At 72.5% G+C, this 3,431-nt stretch carries 5 protein-coding genes; 1 reads left to right on the top strand and 4 read right to left on the bottom strand.

Translation table 11 applies throughout. The features are described from left to right. The coding region (locus tag C6N75_RS17675; protein WP_146132592.1) for a CAP domain-containing protein at positions 1–489 on the top strand (489 nt) is incomplete at its 5' end. A gap of 60 nt (positions 490–549) precedes the next feature. On the opposite strand, the gene mutM is transcribed toward C6N75_RS17675, so the two are convergent. The 4 genes from mutM to C6N75_RS17655 form a co-directional block, all read right to left on the bottom strand. Further along, a complete protein-coding gene (gene mutM / locus C6N75_RS17670) occupies positions 550–1,413 on the bottom strand; it encodes a bifunctional DNA-formamidopyrimidine glycosylase/DNA-(apurinic or apyrimidinic site) lyase (protein WP_105869868.1) in 864 nt (287 codons plus the stop codon). An 84-nt stretch (positions 1,414–1,497) separates the two neighbouring features. After that, a complete protein-coding gene (rnc, locus tag C6N75_RS17665; protein ID WP_105869867.1) occupies positions 1,498–2,424 on the bottom strand; it encodes a ribonuclease III in 927 nt (308 codons plus the stop codon). Between the two features lie 8 nt (positions 2,425–2,432). After that, a complete protein-coding gene (gene rpmF / locus C6N75_RS17660; RefSeq protein WP_015036448.1) occupies positions 2,433–2,606 on the bottom strand; it encodes a 50S ribosomal protein L32 in 174 nt (57 codons plus the stop codon). A 2-nt stretch (positions 2,607–2,608) separates the two neighbouring features. Next, positions 2,609–3,220: a YceD family protein gene (locus C6N75_RS17655; RefSeq protein WP_181160514.1), complete on the bottom strand. Its 612-nt coding sequence runs from the start codon at positions 3,218–3,220 to the stop codon at positions 2,609–2,611. Positions 3,221–3,431 lie beyond the last annotated feature (211 nt).

Below are 3,431 nucleotides of genomic sequence, written 5' to 3'. Positions count from 1 at the left end.
CCGAAGAAGAGCACCAGCCGTCCCGCCCCGGAGCGTTCCGCCGCGCCCGCCCCCGAGCGGACCGTCGACCGCCCGGCCCCGTCCGCACCGCCCTCCGCGGACACCAGCCGGGAGCAGGCCGCCGCGGCCGCGGTGCTGAAGCTGGTCAACGACGAGCGGGCCAAGGTGGGCTGCCGTCCGCTGACCGCGTCCGGGAAGCTGGACTCGCTGGCCGGCGCGCACAGCCGGGACATGGCCGCCCGCGGCTACTTCTCGCACACCGACCCCGACGGCCGCACCCCGTGGGACCGCGCCTCGGCGGCCGGCGTCTCCGGCCTGGCGGCGGAGAACATAGCCCGCGGCCAGGCGGACGCGGCGGCCGTCATGGAGTCCTGGATGAACAGCGAGGGCCACCGCGCCAACATCCTGAACTGCGACTACACCACCCTGGGCGTCGGCGTGCAGTTCGGCTCCGGCGGCCCCTGGTGGACCCAGAACTTCGGCTTCTGAGCCGCTCGGACACCAGGGAGGGCCCCGACCGGACCACCGGTCGGGGCCCTCCCCTCGTGCTCACACCACCGGCGGCCGGGGCGGGCGCTGGCAGCGGGGGCAGTAGTAGCTGGAGCGGTTCATCCAGGGGCGGCGGCGGACCGGGGTGGCGCAGCGGCGGCAGGGCAGGCCCTCGCGGCCGTAGGCGTCCAGGGAGCGGTCGAAGTAGCCGGACTGCCCGTTGACGTTGACGTACAGGCTGTCGAAGCTGGTGCCGCCGACGTCGAGGGCGGCGGTCATGACCTCGCGGATGTGGCCGAGCAGTTCGACGGAGCGGGGCCGGGTGAGGGTGGCGGTGGGACGCTCGTAGTGGAGCTTCGAGCGCCACAGCGCCTCGTCGGCGTAGATGTTGCCGACGCCGCTGATCAGGGTCTGGTCGAGCAGGGCGCGCTTGAGGGTCGTGCGCCGCAGCCGCAGGGCCCGGTGGTAGGCGTCCTCGTCGAAGGCGGGGTCGAGCGGGTCGCGGGCGATGTGCGCGATGGGCAGCGGCAGGCCGTCGGGGGTGTTCTCGTGCAGGGAGAGCCCGCCGAAGGTGCGCTGGTCGACGAAGCGGAGCTCGGTGCCGAGCGGGTCGGCGAAGCGGATGCGCACCCGCAGGTGCTTCTCGTCGGCGGCGGTCGCGGGCTGGACGAGGAGCTGGCCGCTCATGCCGAGGTGGCCGAGGATCGAGGCGTCGGTGTCGGCGAGCGGCAGCCACAGGTACTTGCCGCGCCGGCGGGGCGTCCCCAGGCGGTGGCCGGCGAGCCGGGCGGCGAAGTCGTCGCCGCCGGCGAGATGGCGGCGGACCGCGCGCGGGTGCAGCACCTCGACGTCGGCGACGGTCCGGCCGCCGACCCAGCGTTCCAGGCCGCGCCGGACGACTTCGACCTCGGGCAGCTCGGGCAACGGAACTCCTTGAGGATGCGGGGCGACGCATGGGAAACCCCGCCGTACCGGGGGTGATTCCGGTACGGCGGGGCGGTGGCGGGCTCAGCGGGTGGCCGAGTCCGCCGGGGTCGGGGAGTCCGTCGCGGAAGAGGTGTCGGCGGCCTCTTCGGTCGCGGCGGACGTCGCCGGCGGGGTGGAAGCGGTGGCCTCGGGGGCGGCGGCGCCGTCCTCGGTGGCCTGTGCGGCGCCGTCGGCGGCGGCCTTGGCCGCTGCCTCCCGCTCGTCCGCGGCGGCCCGGATGGACCGCCAGGCGGATTCCGCCGCCTGCTGTTCCGCTTCCTTCTTGCTGCGGCCGGTGCCGGTGCCGTACGAGACACCACCGACGCGGGCGGCAGCAGTGAAGGTCTTCTCGTGGTCCGGTCCAGTCTCGCTGACCAGGTACTCCGGGACGCCGAGGCCTTCGGCCGCGGTGAGTTCCTGGAGGCTGGTCTTCCAGTCGAGGCCGGCGCCGAGGTTGGAGGACTTCTCGATCAGCGGGTCGAAGAGCCGGTGTACCAGCTCGGACGCCGCGTCGAGGCCCTGGTCGAGGTAGACCGCGCCGATCACCGCTTCGAGGGTGTCGGCGAGGATGGACGCCTTGTCCCGGCCGCCGGTGCCTTCCTCGCCCCGGCCGAGCCGGATGAAGGCTCCCAGGTCGAGGCCGCGTCCGACCTCCGCCAGCGCACGGGAGTTGACCACCGCGGCCCGCAACTTGGCCAGTTGGCCTTCGGGCAGGTCGGGGTGGGTGCGGTACAGCGTGTCCGTGACCACCAGGCCGAGCACGGAGTCCCCGAGGAACTCCAGCCGCTCGTTGGTGGGCAGACCGCCGTTCTCGTACGCGTAGGAACGGTGGGTCAGCGCACGCACCAGAAGGGCGGACTCAAGGGTGTACCCGAGCCGCCCTTCCAGAAGCGTGTGGGACGAGGCCGTGTTGTCCGCCTGCTTCTTGGCGTCTTCCGCCGTCTTCTGGCCAGACACGGTGCCTCTCACCAGCCCGCTCAGACCGAGAGGACCTGGCGCTTGTTGTACGTGCCGCAGCTCGGGCACGCGATGTGCTGCAGCTTCGGCTCCTGGCAGCGCTCGCACGACACCAGGGTGGGGACCGCAGCCTTCCACTGCGACCGGCGGTGGCGCGTGTTGCTGCGCGACATCTTCCGCTTCGGAACAGCCACGGCTACTTCTCCTGCTTCTCGTCGACGCCAGGTTCGGCGCCGCTCATGTTGTCCTTCTCATCGGTTCCGAGTGAACCGGCGAGTCCCTGCAGTGCCGCCCAACGGATGTCGACGGCGTCATGGTGGTGGTCCGGGTCCTCGTTCAGGTTGAGCCCGCAGTCGGGGCACAGTCCCGCACAGTCCTCCCGGCACACCGGCTGCATCGGCAGTGCGAGCACCACCGCATCGCGCAGCACGGGTTCGAGGTCGAACATGCCGTCCTCGAGGGGGACGATGTCCTCGCCCTCCGCGTCCTCGCCGTCCACGTCGTCCGCCGGCTTGCGCCGTCCGCGGTCGTCGGTGTCGGGGTACGAGAACATCTCCTGGAAGTCCGCCGTCACCTCGCGGTGCAGCGGCTCCAGACACCTTACGCACTCGCCGGCCGCCGACGCACGGGCGGTGCCTGTGACGAGCACACCTTCCATGACCGACTCCAGGCGCAGCTCCAGCTCCACGGGCGATCCCTCGGGGACGGCGATGACGCCGTCCAGGCCGAGGTCGGCCGGGGCCGGTACCGAGCGGTCGAGACGCTGCATGGCACCGGGACGCCGGCCCAGCTCGTGCGTGTCGAACACGAGGGGGTTGCGGTGGTCGAGGCGCGTACTCAGGGCTCTTCCTGCTTTCGGATCGTCTGGGGGCCGCCCGGCGCCCGGCTCGGGGGCCGACGCGGGCAGGCGGGATCGCGGACACTGTCGCGACCGAACAGCCAGGATACCTCCCCCGTCCGCCACGTCCCAATCGGGGCGGACGGGGGAGGTATCCTGGCTGTTCGGTCGCGACAGTGTC

The organism is Streptomyces solincola, assembly GCF_002982015.1.
Taxonomy (GTDB): Bacteria; Actinomycetota; Actinomycetes; order Streptomycetales; family Streptomycetaceae; genus Streptomyces; species Streptomyces solincola.
The sequence above is the reverse complement of the archived record's forward strand: the minus strand, read 5'-3'. Positions and strand labels throughout refer to the sequence as shown.